Annotated in this window: 20 protein-coding genes; 14 read left to right on the top strand and 6 right to left on the bottom strand. The window is 54.9% G+C overall.

From position 1 onward, the window contains the following. Nucleotides 1–24: 24 nt before the first annotated feature. From TRICHSKD4_RS30940 to TRICHSKD4_RS21815, 5 genes are read right to left on the bottom strand one after another with little or no spacing between them, the layout of a single operon-like run. A complete protein-coding gene (locus tag TRICHSKD4_RS30940) occupies nucleotides 25–198 on the bottom strand; it encodes a hypothetical protein (RefSeq protein WP_009469144.1) in 174 nt (57 codons plus the stop codon). Further along, the gene (locus TRICHSKD4_RS21800; protein WP_009469145.1) at nucleotides 195–473 is read right to left on the bottom strand and encodes a hypothetical protein; all 279 of its coding nucleotides are present in this window, start codon (nucleotides 471–473) and stop codon (nucleotides 195–197) included. Before TRICHSKD4_RS21800 ends, TRICHSKD4_RS30940 begins: the two co-directional genes overlap by 4 nt. After that, nucleotides 470–847 carry a hypothetical protein gene (locus tag TRICHSKD4_RS21805; protein WP_009469146.1) on the bottom strand — a complete coding sequence of 126 codons (378 nt, stop codon included), beginning with the start codon at nucleotides 845–847 and terminating at the stop codon, nucleotides 470–472. Before TRICHSKD4_RS21805 ends, TRICHSKD4_RS21800 begins: the two co-directional genes overlap by 4 nt. Continuing rightward, nucleotides 844–1,140: an AlpA family transcriptional regulator gene (locus TRICHSKD4_RS21810; protein WP_009469147.1), complete on the bottom strand. Its 297-nt coding sequence runs from the start codon at nucleotides 1,138–1,140 to the stop codon at nucleotides 844–846. Before TRICHSKD4_RS21810 ends, TRICHSKD4_RS21805 begins: the two co-directional genes overlap by 4 nt. Next, nucleotides 1,137–1,316: a hypothetical protein gene (locus tag TRICHSKD4_RS21815; protein ID WP_009469148.1), complete on the bottom strand. Its 180-nt coding sequence runs from the start codon at nucleotides 1,314–1,316 to the stop codon at nucleotides 1,137–1,139. The genes TRICHSKD4_RS21810 and TRICHSKD4_RS21815 overlap by 4 nt, the downstream gene beginning before the upstream one ends. 105 nt (nucleotides 1,317–1,421) lie before the next feature. Here TRICHSKD4_RS21815 and TRICHSKD4_RS21820 point away from each other — a divergent pair, with 105 nt between their 5' ends. Continuing rightward, nucleotides 1,422–1,631 (top strand): hypothetical protein, encoded by a 210-nt coding sequence (locus TRICHSKD4_RS21820; protein ID WP_139052253.1) that lies wholly within the window; start codon nucleotides 1,422–1,424, stop codon nucleotides 1,629–1,631. A gap of 237 nt (nucleotides 1,632–1,868) precedes the next feature. Continuing rightward, nucleotides 1,869–2,567 (top strand): GNAT family N-acetyltransferase, encoded by a 699-nt coding sequence (locus TRICHSKD4_RS21825; protein ID WP_009469150.1) that lies wholly within the window; start codon nucleotides 1,869–1,871, stop codon nucleotides 2,565–2,567. Nucleotides 2,568–3,289: 722 nt separating this feature from the next. On the opposite strand, the gene TRICHSKD4_RS21835 is transcribed toward TRICHSKD4_RS21825, so the two are convergent. Continuing rightward, on the bottom strand, nucleotides 3,290–3,769 hold the full coding sequence (locus tag TRICHSKD4_RS21835; RefSeq protein ID WP_009469151.1) for a helix-turn-helix transcriptional regulator: 480 nt from the start codon (nucleotides 3,767–3,769) through the stop codon (nucleotides 3,290–3,292). An 83-nt stretch (nucleotides 3,770–3,852) separates the two neighbouring features. Here TRICHSKD4_RS21835 and TRICHSKD4_RS29665 point away from each other — a divergent pair, with 83 nt between their 5' ends. The 12 genes from TRICHSKD4_RS29665 to TRICHSKD4_RS21895 all read left to right on the top strand — a co-directional run bounded on the left by TRICHSKD4_RS29665 (nucleotide 3,853) and on the right by TRICHSKD4_RS21895 (nucleotide 15,087). Further along, nucleotides 3,853–4,074 carry a helix-turn-helix transcriptional regulator gene (locus tag TRICHSKD4_RS29665; RefSeq protein ID WP_009469152.1) on the top strand — a complete coding sequence of 74 codons (222 nt, stop codon included), beginning with the start codon at nucleotides 3,853–3,855 and terminating at the stop codon, nucleotides 4,072–4,074. Next, entirely contained in the window at nucleotides 4,067–4,393 is a 327-nt protein-coding gene (locus TRICHSKD4_RS21845) for a hypothetical protein (RefSeq protein ID WP_009469153.1), read from the top strand. Before TRICHSKD4_RS29665 ends, TRICHSKD4_RS21845 begins: the two co-directional genes overlap by 8 nt. Nucleotides 4,394–4,473: 80 nt before the next feature. Then, nucleotides 4,474–4,986, top strand: a complete 513-nt coding sequence (locus TRICHSKD4_RS21850; protein WP_009469154.1) for a transcriptional regulator — start codon at nucleotides 4,474–4,476, stop codon at nucleotides 4,984–4,986. Continuing rightward, nucleotides 4,987–6,123 (top strand): hypothetical protein, encoded by a 1,137-nt coding sequence (locus tag TRICHSKD4_RS21855; RefSeq protein ID WP_009469155.1) that lies wholly within the window; start codon nucleotides 4,987–4,989, stop codon nucleotides 6,121–6,123. Nucleotides 6,124–6,134: 11 nt separating this feature from the next. Beyond that, on the top strand, nucleotides 6,135–6,794 hold the full coding sequence (locus TRICHSKD4_RS21860; RefSeq protein ID WP_009469156.1) for a hypothetical protein: 660 nt from the start codon (nucleotides 6,135–6,137) through the stop codon (nucleotides 6,792–6,794). Between the two features lie 74 nt (nucleotides 6,795–6,868). Then, nucleotides 6,869–8,758, top strand: a complete 1,890-nt coding sequence (locus TRICHSKD4_RS21865) for a hypothetical protein (RefSeq protein ID WP_009469157.1) — start codon at nucleotides 6,869–6,871, stop codon at nucleotides 8,756–8,758. 459 nt (nucleotides 8,759–9,217) lie between these two features. After that, nucleotides 9,218–9,772 carry a hypothetical protein gene (locus TRICHSKD4_RS21870; RefSeq protein ID WP_009469158.1) on the top strand — a complete coding sequence of 185 codons (555 nt, stop codon included), beginning with the start codon at nucleotides 9,218–9,220 and terminating at the stop codon, nucleotides 9,770–9,772. A 339-nt stretch (nucleotides 9,773–10,111) separates the two neighbouring features. Continuing rightward, nucleotides 10,112–11,743 (top strand): hypothetical protein, encoded by a 1,632-nt coding sequence (locus TRICHSKD4_RS21875; RefSeq protein ID WP_040617332.1) that lies wholly within the window; start codon nucleotides 10,112–10,114, stop codon nucleotides 11,741–11,743. After that, entirely contained in the window at nucleotides 11,743–12,201 is a 459-nt protein-coding gene (locus TRICHSKD4_RS21880) for a hypothetical protein (protein WP_009469161.1), read from the top strand. The genes TRICHSKD4_RS21875 and TRICHSKD4_RS21880 overlap by 1 nt, the downstream gene beginning before the upstream one ends. 137 nt (nucleotides 12,202–12,338) lie before the next feature. After that, a complete protein-coding gene (locus TRICHSKD4_RS21885; protein ID WP_009469162.1) occupies nucleotides 12,339–13,898 on the top strand; it encodes a portal protein in 1,560 nt (519 codons plus the stop codon). Next, nucleotides 13,895–14,254, top strand: coding sequence for a hypothetical protein (locus tag TRICHSKD4_RS21890; RefSeq protein WP_009469163.1), 360 nt, complete (start codon nucleotides 13,895–13,897; stop codon nucleotides 14,252–14,254). Before TRICHSKD4_RS21885 ends, TRICHSKD4_RS21890 begins: the two co-directional genes overlap by 4 nt. After that, nucleotides 14,254–15,087 (top strand): hypothetical protein, encoded by an 834-nt coding sequence (locus TRICHSKD4_RS21895; protein ID WP_009469164.1) that lies wholly within the window; start codon nucleotides 14,254–14,256, stop codon nucleotides 15,085–15,087. Before TRICHSKD4_RS21890 ends, TRICHSKD4_RS21895 begins: the two co-directional genes overlap by 1 nt. Nucleotides 15,088–15,115 lie beyond the last annotated feature (28 nt).

The raw sequence follows: 15,115 nt of genomic DNA on the forward strand, positions 1-15,115 counted from the left end.
CAATCCGGGGAGGATATTTGACCGTCAGAACAGCCGACCGAGTGTCGGCTTTTCCTCGGGTGTCTCTTCGAGTGGCCTCACGTAGACAAGAAGGTAAAAGATCAGGCCTGCGCTGATGGCCAGGGCGAGAAGCCCGGCTGCGCCGACGATGGTCCAGATCAGGGCTTGCGGGTTAAACGTGGTTATCTGGTCCATCATCTTGCCCGCCTCTGCTTCTTGATGTGAAGGGCTTCGGCTTCGCCTGAATGCGTCAGTTCCAGACGGGTCGTTCCCTTTCCGGCTACTTCCACAGCAAGCCCGCGAATTACGAGTTTGTCTGCCGTTTCCAGTCGGATGCGGCGGTTTGAGCCCTTCGGTCGCCATCCCCCGCCTACGCGCCATGCGCACTTGCGACCGGAGATTTCGACCAGCAGATCTTCCTGCGCCTTTGTGAGGGGATCTGTCTCTGGGGTGCTTCGAAGAGGGCAGGTCATGCGTGGCCTCCCTGCACACTTGTGACTTCGGTCAAAGAGGTTGTCACCCGGTCCGGATTATCTTCGAAGACGTCATTCAGCTCTCTGAGGAACAAAGACATGAAATTCGGGCCATCGTTCAAAACACCGACCTTCACCTCACTGGCCAGCAGTATGGCCAACGCCCTCATTACAAGCGCTTTTGGATGGCCAGCGTTGAGCAGTTCAAAGGTGGTTCGATCCACTTCGAAATAGCTGGTGCGAAGGTCCCTTTGCATTTCAACAAAGGCCCTGTCGTCATTTGAGCGACATTTGGAGAGCGACAGGGCCGCACTTGCCATGAGGTCCCGCCGAGCCTTTTCGATAGCCTTGTCGACGTCAAAATGAACGTTCATGCGGCGCTCCTTCCGAATTCGCTGGCCAGCCGGTCGGCGGCGTCTGAAATGATCTCAATGAAGTGTGGGTCGGTTCCCCCGGCAACGTCTTCCGGGGATCCGGGCAAATAGGTGTTGCCGTTGGTGGCGATCCAGCGTTCGACGGCTGGAAGTGACCAGCCGTTGCAGCCGGGGAGTTTCGGCGGAAAGCCGTGCTCCGCCTCCAGCTTTCGGCGCTTTGAACGAAACGTGGTTTCCGTGCATCCCAGTCGCTGCGCCACTTCATGGGCCTTGATTGTTCGGGCTGGCGTCATGTTTCTGCTCCGAATTCAAAATCCACCAGACCGTTGTCCCGTGCCGTGTGCATGGCTTCAGACGGCCTGGAAACCCGCCACCAGGTTCCGGTCTTGATGCAAGTGAGAATGAGAGTTGGTTTCTCCGGTTTCCCGGTCGGTTGACCGATGCCGAGCAGCTTTAGAATTGGGTGCATCACCTCCCCACAAGGTGACGCACCCCACAACACCAACTCACGGAGTAAACATCGATGTTGTGTTTTCAGAAATTCGAAATTGTTATCAGTTTGGAGACTGTCGCCATGTCCAAGGATGATGCCGGTCGGCCCTTTGGCGAATTTACATTTCAGCTGGAAGGCCCGGATTTTCGGGGCCAAATGACGGTAAAGGTCACTGATATTGACGCGCTTGGCGAGGGAACCTGTCCGGCAAAAGTCGCCAAGCGAAGCCTTCACCGAGCGCTGAAAGCTGCTGCAACTGCGGCGGGCGAAGATGGACCGGATGCCGAATAGAAAGCCTGCATCCCTCGTCGAATGACGGGGGAGCGTTTGAGTTCGCGTAGAATAGTCTCTGAACATGCAGAAGCGCATAAGCCTCACCTATTCAATCAATGAATGAAGTGAGATCAGATTATGCAATATGAATTAAAAGTCAATGCAAATGTATAATGCTCAATTTTTGTACGAATGAAAATTCGACGAGCCGAGTTTGATAAAATTATATATGCAATTATTACGGGAGAAATAGCAGTGCGCACCGCAGAAATGACAATGGATGTAGCATCGGCAATCGGCTTGATTTCAGCTGAGTTGCGTATGGTCGGCATGAAAATAGTTTCAGGGCATGATTTCGCCGAATACGCAGATCTGGTTGCTGCATCGAACAGGGTGCTAACAGAGCACTTTGCCATTGACTATCACACGCTTTCGCCTGTGGAAGGCTTCTGGATAGTTCTAACCGATGGTTCGGGAATGCCTGCAGCTACGGTAGCGGCGCGTTTGGATTGCCTCGGCCCAATGACGTTGGCGCAGCATTGGAAGATGTATCTGCCACGTATATACAGCTCAAAAACTTCTGGCACCGTAACAATTAGTCAGCGACAGCATGGTTTTTGCCAAGAAGTAAGCGGCCGTGTTGCTTACCTTGGAGAGATGTGGGTCAAAGATAAATTCAGAAAGCAAGGATTAGCTAAGAAGCTCGCTATTCTGGTACAGCTCGTCGCACTACTTCAATTCGATCCGGACTTCATCTACTGCTGGATGTGGGAGGATCGCGCTAAGAGTGGGTTTGCCCAGGCATGTGGATTTACCGAGGTGGTTGCGAGGGGAATTCGTTGGGAAAACCCGCCATCGAATAAGTCTGAGATTGCAAAGCTGTGGCTGGCTGGAAATCGAAAATCTCGTCTCTTTGATCTGGCTTTGAATGTACTAGAGTGCGCTCTAGAATGAATGAGTAGCAAATAATATGAGGTATTCCCGTTTTAGTTCTATAAGGAAGAAGTAAGCGGTCGTATACTATCTTCTCCAAACCGTTTATTGTCGATATGAGCGTAGAAACAATATCGGAGATCGGAGTGTTACACTCAGAGGTTTCTTTGTAACTTGAAGCTACAAATTTTCTATATGCATTTCCTATGGCTTCGTCGATATTTATTCTTTGCGCGCTGCCAAGTTGGAGGACCTGTGCAGTAAGAGAATGTTCGCCGGCCATCAATACTGATGGTGCTAGATCCCCGATTGATACTCCCGACATGAGAGTGTAGTGCGGGGAAACTTTTGCTAACTCGGTTGTCTTAGTGCCGCCATGCGTGCGCCAGTGATCGAGAAGAAAGCGACCAATATCATTGTGTGACAGCATAGCTGAAGAAAGATTTTGCCTAATTATATAGTTCATTTTCTTTGCTCGGGCGGTCGTATTTGTTAAGGAACCATTCGGCTTCGATGAGTACATCTCGACATTCGAGCATGATTAGCAGCCTTTGGTTGTCAGTGAGTGATGGTATATCCGTGGAACCTGTTACCAAAATGACAGCGGCGAGAAACTCTGTTTCAAGTCCGTAGAGAAACATCTTATGCAAAAATTGCTTGTAGGCGTCCTCAAACGGGATTGCATTGATGTTTGTTAATGAAAATTTCTGAAGATATTCACTTAGGTTTTCCATGAAACATGCCTACTCTATATCTTCGGTTGCTTTGGCATTTACCTTTTCTCGCTCCAGCATGTCGAGGTAAGTTAAAGTTAACAGCTTTTTGTATGAGTCGTAGTCGGATACTCCGCCATTTGTTATTGTCAACTCAATCTCCCGCGCCACTCTTCTTGCTTTCTGAAATATCTCGAAATTTATTTCGTTAGGAAGGAGGCTGTAGTCCCTCTCGATTATTTCCGTGTTTGCCGTTGGTTTTGGTTCGCCTTTACCGTAGATCAGCCAAAGAACGTCTACACCAAACCGGCGCGCATATTTCCGAGCTTTGTCTTCTTTAAAGGAGCGTGATCCGTTCTCATGAGCTGAGTAGGTCGGGACACTTACTCCTAGTGCTCGTGCTGCATCTGAGGCGGTGGGAAAACCAGCCTGTTGCCTAGCGAATTGCAATCTCTCGTGCTTGTCCATCGGGTCCATTCGAAGTCTGGGGGGTGTAAAAGTTATCCCCATGATGCAGCTCCGCTGTATGCAATTGGCTTGATTGATATTATGCAATACGAATAAGATGCATAACACAAAATGGAAAATGCATCATGAATTTTTCAACTTTGCAGGAATTGAGACGTGCTCGGGGATTAACTCAGGCGCAACTCGGTGCGCGGGTCGGCTGTTCACAATCGACTGTGCATCGGATTGAAACAGGCGCCTATGACCCATCGGGCGCGCTTCGAATAACCCTGACAAACTGGATTGAGAGTTCAGCTGGTCCGATCGAAGGGTCACCTTGTGAAAACGAGGGAGGCGGGCATGAGTGATCAGGACAAGCAGCCTTGCACCTCGATTGTCTCTGTGCAGCTGCTCTCCAACAAGAGCAAGACGCGGCATGTGGCCGAAACAGATGACCGGCGTCTGGTCGTGCTGGAGACAACGGCGGCGAGCAACGATCCGAATGTGATTTGTGGCCCGGTGACGTTGCCGCAGGTTCTGGAGCATTGCGAAATGATCCTGGCCGGATCGGCCCGTCATATCAGCCACAACTCCACACCATTGATGCTGGCGGCTGCCTTGCTCGCCATCGAGGGCGAATTGCGCCGGCTGAAGAATCTGGCTGAACCGCAGTCACCGGAAACCTGACCAACAGTCCCTCGCGTTCCGGCCGACAGGTTTCGCGTACGGCTGGCTGAGACTTCCAGATTTTCCATTTGGAGGCACATGTGCCCAATATCAAAAGACCGGATGCCGCGCAAAAGCTGGCCCGCATAGAAGCACGGCGCAGACGCCTCGGCGTGACGCTGGATGAATTGGCAGCGCGATCAGGCATTGATCGCCGGAAACTATCTCGAATGAAGGCGTCCGGTCGTGCCCGTACAGCCGATCTGCGAAAATTGAACACTACGCTTCGTACGATAACGCGGGAGAGGAAATCAGAAAGGTCTTGCTTCTGGATCTTGAAAAACACTCTGGATGCTGCGGCAAAGGTCGCATTTCAAGGGTTTCTTGCAGCAACTAGCTCCGTACTCTCGGAAAAGCATGTTCATCAAGTTGCTGTCTATTTCCTCGTTACCGGCGCAAATGTGCCAGCGGCTACGGCAGCGCGCGTAACAAATTGCACCCGTCAAAACATCTTTAAGACAGTGCGTCGCGTTGAGGACCTTCGAGAAGATCCAGAGCTTGGCCCTGTGATCGACAAACTTGAACTGGCGCTCTTTCCCAATGGGGAGGGCTGAATGTCCCGGTTCGCGATCGCCAAGTCGAAGGTGCTGGACAATCTGGAAACCTTGATTCCGGAGCTTTTCGGGGAAAATGCCAATCCGCGCCACCGCAAGCGCGGGAGCTGGAATATCACGTGGCCCTGGAGAAATGGTGCCAAGCCGAGCCAGACAATCATCTGGCTGAGCGGCGCGCGGCGAGGCGGCTGGTGCGATTTTCCATCCGGTGAACGTGGTGATGCGATCGATCTGGTTGCGGTTGGTTTGAAGGGGGCCGTGACAGATGAAAGTCGCCTGGAAGCCGTTGCCTGGATTGAGGATCGGTTCGGGCTGCGATCCATGAGCCCGGTGCAGAAAAAGAAAATCGCAGCCGAGGCGGCAGCCAAGCAAAAGGCCATGGAAGCCGAGGCTGAACGGCATCGCCGAGCTGCACGGGAACGGGTCCGCAAGTTCTTCTTTTCCTGTACCGATGCGATCTTCGACACACAGATTGAAACCTATTTTCGGGTCAAACGCGGTGTTGAGTTGCGGGATATTCCCAATCTCGCACCAGCCTTTCGATATCACCCGGCCTGCGAATACTGGCTGGGAGCGCCGAGGGACAGTGAGGGTAACAAGCTTGCGAAAGGTCCTCTCTTTCCCGCCTTGATATCTGCCATGGTCGACAAGGACGGACGACTGGGAGCCTGTCACTACACGTTTCTTGCCCATGACGGCCGCGACAAGGCCGAGGCCATTCCTTTCGGGGAAGACGAACCCAAGGCGAAGATGATGTTTCCCGAGACAGCGGGGCTGATGATCCGTTGCACCTACGGGCCGAGCGGATTGAACATGGAGCGCGCGGCCGCTGCGGGGATCTCCGGAATGGCGAGCCTGACCGAGGGCATCGAGGACGCATTTTCTGTTGCCTATGCGGATCCGGATCTGCGGTCAAACGCTGCCGGAAGCCTGCCCAATCTTCTGACCGTCTACGACCACCCTTCGGTGAGTTCCTGGTTCGTCTTCAAGGACAACGACTGGAACAAGCCCCAACCGCAAGCGCTGTTCGATCGGGCCGTGCGCCGAATGCGGGGATTTCGAAAGCCGATCGAGACCATCGCCATGCCTGCGAGCTGGGGCAAGGACGTAAACGACGCCCTGACGGGCAATTCGTAAGGAGAAGAAAGATGGATTTTCTGGAAATCGACTGTGAGAGCTATGCCACACGGATTGCCTATGCAGCCACCAATGAACTGTTTGGCCTGCTGCAGGCGGAAGAAAAACCGGATGTCGCCGCAACCAACTTCCTTGGCGTCTTCGAGGAGGAAGAACTGGAGCGGCTCGTCCAGATGATGGGAGCCTATGTGTGCAACAAGGGCTGCGATAGCGGTGAACGCCTGTTTCGCTTCATCAATGAAAAGGAACGCATGCAGGAAAGCTGGCAAGACGCGCCAGCGCCCCTGAAACTTCTGCTTCAGACCTTTGTTGATGTGTGCGCCGGCATTCACACCAAACTGCGCTGTTATCAGATCCAGGCGGAACAGAAGGCGCAACGGCCCGCTGCCCCCGGAAAGGTCGCACTCGAGGATACCATCTTCGAGCCGGTCGGGTCCCTGAATGAATTGCATCCCCACGCGGTAGAAGCCAGTCGCCAAAGTGCCCGGCTGGGCAAGGATCCGGTGTCGGCACCGGTCGCGGCAACCGCTGCCCCTCTTTCGGCTGGCGAGACCGTTCATTCTGGTGAAGGCAATGAGCCCGATACCTCATTGCCTTCGGTGCCGCAGACGCCATCGAAGCGTAAGGCATCGAGGAAGAAACCGAACAAGGCTTCGGACAAGGTTAACTGAAAGCCTATTCCACATCCTTTGATACTTCCGGACAGCTGAAAATGTCCGGACATTTGTCAACCAAACGGCCCTAGATGACCGGATCAGAAAAAGACACAAACGGTTTTCCACAGGAAAGAGGCAAGCGGCGCGTTGCGGCGGTGACGGGCGCTGCAAAGGCTCGCCTTGAAATCTCGTCGCAACGCTTCTCGCCAACGCAATGGCCGATCAAGGGCATGCCTTATCAGGGTGTGGATCCGGGCAAATGGCGAGAAGAAGGCGACGTGGATGATACTGGGTGCCTGCCGGAGGATTGCCCGGTTTATCCGCTCGGGTTCGATGGCGAGAATTACTACTACATCGACACGAAGGGCCAAGTGTTTTGCACTGGCGACAAGGCCATGGGGGTTGAGCGCCTTCAAAAGCTGTTTTCCAGGCATGAGGATTTTCTGTGCTGGGCATGGCCCGCCTTCAGCAAGAAAAAGGAAGTCGTGGGGTTCAAGGCCGAGGAGGTTCGCCGCGATCTCTTTGCTGCCGCCCACGAGAAGGGGGGGTGGCAACCCAATGAACTGGTGCGCGGCCGGGGAGCCTGGCGAACGGATGATGATCGCCTTGTGCTGCATTGTGGCGAATATCTCTGGATGGATGGACGGCTGCGCGATACCGGCGAAGTCGGGGCCTATTTCTATATGCGACGACCAGGTGGAATGGTTCCCTGGGATCAGCCTGTTCCTCATGAAGACAATCCCGCCATGGAAATATTCCGCATGTTGCGCACCTGGAACATGGAGCGCGGCAATGTGGATGCCATGCTCACGCTAGGCTGGTTGGGGGTCGCCATGCTCGGCGGAGCGCTGGAGTGGCGACCTTCGATATTCGTGGTTGGAGAAGCTGGATCGGGCAAGTCCGAGTTGATCCGTCTTTTGAAGATCATCCTCGGCCGGGGACTGGTTTCGACAACAAACGCAACGGAAGCCGGTCTTTATCAATATCTTGGCTATGACAGCCTCTCGATCTGGATTGATGAGATCGAGGATGAGGACGATCCGGCCCAATCCGCCAAGGTCTACAAGATGGCGCGTGATGCAGCGTCCGGTTCGGTCAGGATCCGTGGTGGTGCCGATCACAAGGGCGTTGAGTTCATGGCGCGATCCGCTTTCGGGTTTTCCGGGATCAATCCGCCGCCCATCCCAGTCGCGAACCTGACACGCCTTGCGATTATCCAGCTGGGACAACTGATTTCCAAAGATGGTATTGTTCCCAAACTGTCAGAACCGGAGACAACTGGGCCGCGCCTGTTGCGACGGCTCGCTGATCAGTGGACGGATTTCCCAAAGATCTATGAGCAATATCGCACGGTGCTCCGAGTGGCCGGACATGACAGTCGCGGTCAGAACACGTTCGGTACCTTCCTCGCCTGTGCGCATCTTCTGCTGGGGGATGATGGGCTTGAGGATCTGGAATTGCCGTTTGAAAGGTTGGACTTCTGGGGCTCGGCGCTTGCGGCAGATATCGTTCCCGAGTTGCAGGACAAGGAAGCAACCTGGCTGGAATGTCTGAATGTCATCCGGACAACACCAATCGATAATTACAGCCATGGCCAGCGTCAGACAGTGGCGCAAATTATTGAAGAACTGAAGCTCGCCCAGATCGAGGAGGGCCCGGCTCGTTCGCGCCTGGCGAATGCTGATATCGGCTTGCTGGGGAAGGGGATGGTTGGCGAGGGCTACGGCCTGGCGATCCCTAACAAGAGCCCGGTTCTTGCCCGAATGCTGTCCAAATCGAAATTCGGAGGCGAAAGCGGATCTGGATCCTGGGCATGGGCGCTAAGACGTGGCCCGCCAAACATCATTAAGAAGGGGCTTGCCACTGGCAAGCATAGGGCCGACGGGACGGATGTCCTCGACAACAGGGTATCTGTTGCCGGGAGGCAGGTCCGCTGCATCTTCATTTCCCTGCACGATCTCATGAAATCCGGAGCCTGACCCGTGATCCCGATCCAGCTTGTTTTGGGCGGACCAGCGCCGCCAACGCCCCCAATTCCACCCCCAAATCGGGCGAAATCCGCAACCCCGACCCTTGTCCTTGCAGGAAACAGACCGGTTGACCGGTCTGAAAGGGACTTATTGTGTCTGCGAGCGGCAATCGTAGACGTTTTGAACGACGCAAACTGTCTAAACTGTCTAGAGGCTGTCTAGTGAAATATCATTACAAAACAACGCACTACGCAGGATTAGACACTTTAGACAGTTTAGACAGTAACTGTCCTTACATGTGCCTGTGCAGGCGTACATGTGAGATATATGTGTGTCTAATGTGTCTAAACTGTCTAAATATATATTATGTATATGAAATCATTATTCTTTTAATTAGACAATTCGTTAGACAGTCCCTAGACAGTTTCCTCTGCCGCTTCCCAATAAAATATTCCAGGAGCGGTATCGATGTCTGATGATGATCTGTTTGATGGCGATGGTTACGGGGGAGATCCTTACGCCGATGCGGGGGATGCGCTGGCGCGTCACCGGCCGGATGAGACGGAAATCAACGGCAAGAAGCGACCTGGGCGGCCAAAAGGCTCGCTGAACCGCAAAACCAAGGACTTTGAGAAGTTCTTCCATGCCAAGGGCTTCCGAGATCCACTTGTGGCGATGGCTCAGTTCCTGACAGCGGATCCAGTAGAGCTGCAGGCGTGGTTTGAGGACCACGAGCGAGCGAAAACGTCGATCGGCAAGAAGGTTCAGACCACACTTCCGAGCCTGATGGAAATCATTAAGGAACAGCATACGGTGGCGAGCCAGCTGGCTCCCTATCTCCATGGCAAGAAGCCGGTTGAAATCGCAATCCTCGATGAACGACTGCCGACGCTGATCGTCGACCTGGGCACGAACCAGCTCGAAGAGGGTAAAACGATCGCTGGTCGCAGGGCATTGAGCCTTGGTCAGACAATCGACGCTACATCCAATGAAATCAATGACTTGGAGGATAGTGACGAATGATCTCACACGAACACTTATCACACGTCATAGTCAAGATATTGAAACTTATGGGCAAATTGCAGATTGCGCCCGTGATCAAAAATCATGGGGTTGCAAGGGGGGAATGCCCCATTTTGCAACCTCAATGCCCAAGGTACGGCAGAGCGCCATGGCACGGTCGATCGGGCAGGGGGCATGACCAGGCGGGGGCAGGCGGCAGGCTTCCCCGGAGCCGGGGGGTGGGCACACCTGTAGGGGAACGGTTCTCACACCGTTCCCATTTTTTGCATTCTGCGTCAGGGCTGGATCGTCAGGTTCACCGGGACGGTTCTTTCGGGCCCGAGGGTCGGGGGTGTGGGCATGAGTAAACACGTTTCTGAAGTCGTCGGTCAGAAGGAGTTTCGCGTCTATTCGGAAGAGCAGATGCGGAAGAAGGCCCTTGAATACGAGATATCGGAAGACTTCGACCTGACCCGCTACGTGCCTCCCGGTCCCGTCGCCCAGGCCTTCATCCTTGAGCCGCTCAAGACGGCCGTGATCATGGGACCCCTGGGTGGGGGGAAAACGACAACCTGCGCCTTCAAACGGATCTACGCGGCGACAATCGCGCCGATCTGCAGTCATCCCAGCGATCGTAAGCCGACGCGTATGTGCCGCTGGATTGTCTTGCGCGATACATTCCGCTCCGCTGAAAAAACCGTTCTTGAAAGTTGGAAACAGTGGTTTCCGAAGGGATATCCGGGATCGACCTGGACCGGGGGGAATGATCGTCCAGTAACGCATACATTACGGTTCGTTGGAAAAGACGGGATCCGGATCGAGGCGATCACGGAGTTCGCAGGCCTCAATGAAAACGACATCGAAACCCTGATGAAGGGGCGAGAGTATTCTGGGGTGTGGCTCAATGAGCTGGACACCCATGCGGAAGGTGCGCTGGATGATGCCGAGCAACGTGTCGGCCGCTATCCTATGAAGACAATCATGTTGGATGCGGACGCGCCAAGGCGCGGCTTTGTTGTTGGAGATATGAACGCGCCAACTCTGGACAACTGGACATATCCAGTCCTTGTCACAAATCGTGCTCCCGGCCGCGCGTTCCACGAGCAGCCTAGCGGCCGCTCTTCTGAAGCGGAAAACCGCTTCAATCTGGAGGCAGACTACTACAATCGAATTATCGAGAACCAGGACGAGCATTTTGTGCGCAGAATGGTCGACAACGAGTTCGGCTATAGCCGAGCGGGGAAACCGGTCTACGAGAGTTTTGACCGCAAGATCCACGTTGCCCGGTCGGAAATCGGTTTCCGGCCGGAACTGGAGCTCGTTGTTGGCATCGATATTTCGATGAACACCCTCAATCCGGCTGCTGTGTTCAAGCAGGTTCACTCGCCTGGCCGGATCTGCAACATCGATGAGCTCTATTTGGGGCATGGGGTAGGTGCGGCCCGTTTTGGCGAGGCGTTGAAGGCCCGTTTTTCCGAGCGATACGGAGAAGCCACTTCAATCCGCATGTTTGTCGATCCGGCTGCTGAACACGGTGCCGACAAGGAAGGCGGTCAGCTCACGGCCATGGAGGTAATCGCCATGATCACGGGCCTACCGGTTCTCATACCTGCCGGTGGGAGCAATGAGCTAGGATTGCGGCTCGATGCGGTCAAGGCTGAGCTGCGCGGCTATCTGGAACCCAACACGACCTTGCTCGTCTGCCCGGTTCGGTGCTCGCTCCTGCTTGCGGCCATGGAAGGGAAATATCGCTACAAGCGGCGTCCCGCGACGGCCTCGACCGAATACGAGGAAGCTCCGGAAAAGACCCATCCCTATTCGGATTTATGCGACGCCGATCAGTACGGAACACTCGGGATCCGAGGGCGAACAGGGTCCTTGCGAGCTGCGGCCGGGCTGGACAGGACGCCAGGGAAGTCGGGTTCAACTCCATGGGGCGGGCGTCAGCGTCAGTCTGGTGGAGGTTTCGACGTTCACAAGGTCGGGTGCTGATGCTGGAGATCTCCACTCCCGCAACCTTGCTGGATATGGCCGAACTTGGCGGCGGAAAAACGCGCGTTCATTGGGCCATTTTGAGGGAAATGCGTGACGGGGGCAAAACCTGGGCGTTTCGCAATGAAGGCGAATTGATCGGGATCGCGGGCCTCTATCCAATCACCGGCGATGCCTGGGAGGCCTGGTTCAATCTGAAACCGGAGATGGGCGGACATCTCGATCAGATGTTCCGCGCCATCCGGTTGACGCTCCAATCCGGAGACTATCCTGAAATCATCGTGATCTGCACCAGTCGGGCCGGGAAAATCATGGCCCGGCGCATGGGGTTTTCATTCGCAGAAACCTGTGATGCGGGAGAAATCTGGAAATGGGTAAAATCTTCGGAGGCGGTGGCAGCAACAAGGCAACAGCCCTCGCAAAAAAGAACGCGGAAGAGCAACAGCGCCGCAGTCTAGCCCAGCTCGCCAAAAGTCAGGCCGAGGCCGACCAGGCCGGATCCAATCCGGGGGGTGGCAAGAAGCGGGGCAACCGGATGCTTACCTATCTGAACGGAACTTCCCTGTCGGGGGACGGGCAAGGAACACTCGGGTAAATGGTCGACCTGTCCGCCCTCAAGAAACGGCGAAACGGCGCTCAAAGGGAGCGTGATGCGTTCCAGCCGTTGCTGGATGAAGCGTACCAATACGCCATTCCCTTTCGGAAATCGGCAGCCAAGACGGGCAAGGGTGACAAGCGCGTCAACGACGTGTTTGATCACACCGCGATCGACAGCGCTTTTCGTTTTGCAGGCAAGGTCCAGCAAGATCTCTGGCCGGCAGGACAGGATAATTTCGAGCTGGAACCGGGTCCGGTCGTTCTTGATGAGAACGAGCGCGACAAGATGTCCAAGCAGCTCGCTCCGATCAGCAAGATCGTCCAGGCATTTTTTGATGACGGCGATTTTGACATGGCCTTTCATGAGATGGCCCTGGATCTAAGTGCTGGCAATGGGGCCATGTTGCTCAATCCCCCCGGACCGGATGAGCCGGAAAAACTCTGGGAGCCGATATCCGTCCCGATCGAAGAGCTTTTGATCGAGAACGGCCCGAACAACCGAATTTCTGCGATTTTCTGGAAACGCAAAATGTCCGTGCGGGTGTTGCAGGACACGTGGCCGGAGGGGAAGTTCGGTGAAAACCTCAAAAAGCTCTTGAAGGAAAAGCCCGAGGGGGAAATCGACGTGAATGTCGATACCGTCTGGGTTCCAAAAGAACGCCGTTGGCGAATGATCGTCTGGTGCAACAAGCAGGAAACGGCGGTTTTCCAGAATGAAAGCCGGACCTGCCCGTGGCTCTTTGCAAGATATTTCCGGGTTCCAGGCGAAGCTTATGGTCGGGGCCCTGTCATGCTGGCCATGCCTACGATCAAGACGCTGAATACAGCAGCAAGGCTCCAGCTGCAGGCGGCTGCGATCGCAATGCTGGGCATTTATACGACTGTCGACGATGGCGTGTTCAATCCGGATCTCGCTTCACTGGAACCGGGGGCGTTCTGGAAGGTTGCGCGGAATGGGGGGGCATTGGGGCCATCCATCAATCGGTTCCCGGATCCGCGCCTCGATCTGTCCAATCTGGTTCTGAACGATATGCGCATGGGGGTGAAAGCCACCATGATGGACCAAAGCCTTCCGGCAGATGGTGCGGCCGTTCGATCGGCAACGGAGATCCTTGAGCGGGTCAAGCGGCTCGCCTCCGATCACCTTGGAGCCTATGGGCGTTTGGTCAAGGAGATCGTCATTCCGGCCGTCAAACGGGCCATGGAGATTGCCTATAACAAGGGGCTTATCTCCGACGAGATCCCGATCGATCAGCTGCTTGTGCGCGTTCGTGTCAAAAGCCCTTTGGCGTTGGCGCGAGAAGCGCAGCGGGTGGAGAAGGTTATCCAGTGGCTGCAAATGGTGATTTCGATCGGCGCGGCCGTCGGTCAGCCGGGCTTCCTGCAGCAAATCGCAAAGGTCGAAACCGCTCTTACCCAGATCGGGCGTGATCTCGGCGTTCCGGAGATGTTTATCGTTTCTGAAAAAGAGCGGGAAGAAAAGAAAAAGCAGGATCAGGATGCTGCGATGGCAGCGGCTGCCCTGGCTGCTGCGGGTGAGGTTACGGGCGCGCAATGATCGACATGGAAAATATCATTTCCGGTGCTGCAAAAGGTGGTTGGGACTGGTTTGATCAAGTGGACGACAAGGCTAAAGCTGCCCTGAAGCTTGATCAGGAAAAAGCGGCGGAAGACCGGAGTGCCATTGCGCGGGCATGGGCCGACTTTGCCGCAACACCGGGCGGAGAAAAGGCACTTGAAGCGCTTTTCGACAGCACATTGCGGCGAACAGTCTTTTTCGTATCGCTCGGCCTCGACATGCAGTCGATGGCTGCTTTTGGCGCATTCCGCGAGGGACAGAACTCCGTTGCACATTTAATTGCCAAGGCCATCGCGGAGGGCCGCGGCGAAAATACAAAACCGAGAGAAGTCTGATGCATTTTTTGAATAGCATTCGACCAGTATTTGCACCGGAAGGCGGTGCAGGTGCAGGTAGTGGTGAAGGAAGTGGCGAGGGCACATGGACACCTCCAGAAGGAATACCTGCTGAATTTGTCGGAACTTCTGCAGATGAGACACTCGCAAAACTGCTTCCGGCCTACACGGAAACACACAGCAGGGCAGAAGGCTTGCGGACCAAAGTCGCCCAAATGCCGACACGGCCGGACACATCGGACGCCTATACGTTCGATCCGGGCGACAAGCTCAAGCCATGGTTCGGAGACCTCAACAGCGATCCGATCTGGGGACATACGCGCAAGGCGGCCCATGAAGCAGGACTGAGCCAGGACCAGCTGCAGAAATTCGTGTCGGGCGTTTATGGGCCCATGATCGATGAAGGGCTTTTAGCCACTCCCTATGACCCGGCAACCGAACTCAAGACGTTCATGAGTGAGAGCGGGCTAGATCAGAAGGGGGTTGAACAGGCCCTCTTGAACAATGAGGCCTTTGCGAAGGGGCTTTCCAGCCAGCTCAAGGGCGTTTCGGAGAATATGAAGCCGGAAATCCAGGCTTTGCTGGTTTCCCTGTCTGACACTGCGGCGGGCAACGTCCTGCTTCGGGCTCTGTCCGGCCGCCTTGCAGAAAACGGGATCCGGATCAGCGGCGAAAGCGGTGGCAATGGCGTCTTGACCGCCGAAGACGTGAAAAAGCTGCATACAGATCCCCGTATAGATCCGCGAAACCGCAACCATTCCGATCCGGACAAGCGGTTCGATGAGGATTTGCGCAAACGGTATGATGAGGCCTGTAATCAAAGCAGGAACTAAATTAATACCAAGTGCCTCATGCGTAAAT

The organism is Roseibium sp. TrichSKD4 (assembly GCF_000148725.1).
Classification (GTDB): Bacteria; Pseudomonadota; Alphaproteobacteria; order Rhizobiales; family Stappiaceae; genus Roseibium.

Excerpts from the sequence above, each read along its gene's own strand:
- TRICHSKD4_RS30940 (WP_009469144.1), bottom strand. The coding sequence starts at position 198 with ATGATGGACCAGATAACCACGTTTAACCCGCAAGCCCTGATCTGGACC.
- TRICHSKD4_RS21800 (WP_009469145.1), bottom strand. The coding sequence starts at position 473 with ATGACCTGCCCTCTTCGAAGCACCCCAGAGACAGATCCCCTCACAAAG.
- TRICHSKD4_RS21805 (WP_009469146.1), bottom strand. The coding sequence starts at position 847 with ATGAACGTTCATTTTGACGTCGACAAGGCTATCGAAAAGGCTCGGCGG.
- TRICHSKD4_RS21810 (WP_009469147.1), bottom strand. The coding sequence starts at position 1,140 with ATGACGCCAGCCCGAACAATCAAGGCCCATGAAGTGGCGCAGCGACTG.
- TRICHSKD4_RS21815 (WP_009469148.1), bottom strand. The coding sequence starts at position 1,316 with ATGCACCCAATTCTAAAGCTGCTCGGCATCGGTCAACCGACCGGGAAA.
- TRICHSKD4_RS21820 (WP_139052253.1), top strand. The coding sequence starts at position 1,422 with ATGTCCAAGGATGATGCCGGTCGGCCCTTTGGCGAATTTACATTTCAG.
- TRICHSKD4_RS21835 (WP_009469151.1), bottom strand. The coding sequence starts at position 3,769 with ATGGGGATAACTTTTACACCCCCCAGACTTCGAATGGACCCGATGGAC.
- TRICHSKD4_RS29665 (WP_009469152.1), top strand. The coding sequence starts at position 3,853 with ATGAATTTTTCAACTTTGCAGGAATTGAGACGTGCTCGGGGATTAACT.
- TRICHSKD4_RS21845 (WP_009469153.1), top strand. The coding sequence starts at position 4,067 with ATGAGTGATCAGGACAAGCAGCCTTGCACCTCGATTGTCTCTGTGCAG.
- TRICHSKD4_RS21855 (WP_009469155.1), top strand. The coding sequence starts at position 4,987 with ATGTCCCGGTTCGCGATCGCCAAGTCGAAGGTGCTGGACAATCTGGAA.
- TRICHSKD4_RS21860 (WP_009469156.1), top strand. The coding sequence starts at position 6,135 with ATGGATTTTCTGGAAATCGACTGTGAGAGCTATGCCACACGGATTGCC.
- TRICHSKD4_RS21865 (WP_009469157.1), top strand. The coding sequence starts at position 6,869 with ATGACCGGATCAGAAAAAGACACAAACGGTTTTCCACAGGAAAGAGGC.
- TRICHSKD4_RS21870 (WP_009469158.1), top strand. The coding sequence starts at position 9,218 with ATGTCTGATGATGATCTGTTTGATGGCGATGGTTACGGGGGAGATCCT.
- TRICHSKD4_RS21875 (WP_040617332.1), top strand. The coding sequence starts at position 10,112 with ATGAGTAAACACGTTTCTGAAGTCGTCGGTCAGAAGGAGTTTCGCGTC.
- TRICHSKD4_RS21880 (WP_009469161.1), top strand. The coding sequence starts at position 11,743 with ATGCTGGAGATCTCCACTCCCGCAACCTTGCTGGATATGGCCGAACTT.
- TRICHSKD4_RS21885 (WP_009469162.1), top strand. The coding sequence starts at position 12,339 with ATGGTCGACCTGTCCGCCCTCAAGAAACGGCGAAACGGCGCTCAAAGG.
- TRICHSKD4_RS21890 (WP_009469163.1), top strand. The coding sequence starts at position 13,895 with ATGATCGACATGGAAAATATCATTTCCGGTGCTGCAAAAGGTGGTTGG.
- TRICHSKD4_RS21895 (WP_009469164.1), top strand. The coding sequence starts at position 14,254 with ATGCATTTTTTGAATAGCATTCGACCAGTATTTGCACCGGAAGGCGGT.